Source organism: Bradyrhizobium cosmicum (assembly GCF_032290525.1).
GTDB lineage: Bacteria > Pseudomonadota > Alphaproteobacteria > Rhizobiales > Xanthobacteraceae > Bradyrhizobium > Bradyrhizobium cosmicum_A.
In genome coordinates, this window is the sequence record NZ_JASXTA010000474.1 from 1 (window position 1) to 247 (window position 247).

Annotated in this window: 1 protein-coding gene; it reads right to left on the bottom strand. The window is 62.8% G+C overall.

Features of this window, described 5'->3' with window-relative positions; genetic code table 11:
- Nucleotides 1–247: FAD-dependent oxidoreductase (locus tag QSV46_RS40605; protein ID WP_314964363.1), on the bottom strand; the 247-nt coding region annotated here is incomplete at both ends.

Consider the following 247-nt stretch of genomic DNA (forward strand, 5'->3'; position numbering starts at 1 on the left):
TTTCGAGGATGCGCTGGAATTGCTTGGCGACTTCGCCATCCATGCCGGGCAGGATGCGATCGAGAAACTCGACCACCATGACCTCAGCGCCAAGCCGTTTCCAGACCGAGCCGAGCTCCAGCCCGATCACGCCAGCACCAATGATGAGAAGCCTCTCCGGCACCTTCTCGAGCGACAGCGCGCCGGTCGACGACACCACGCGCTTCTCATCGATCTCGATGCCCTTCAGCCGCGCGATGTCCGAGCC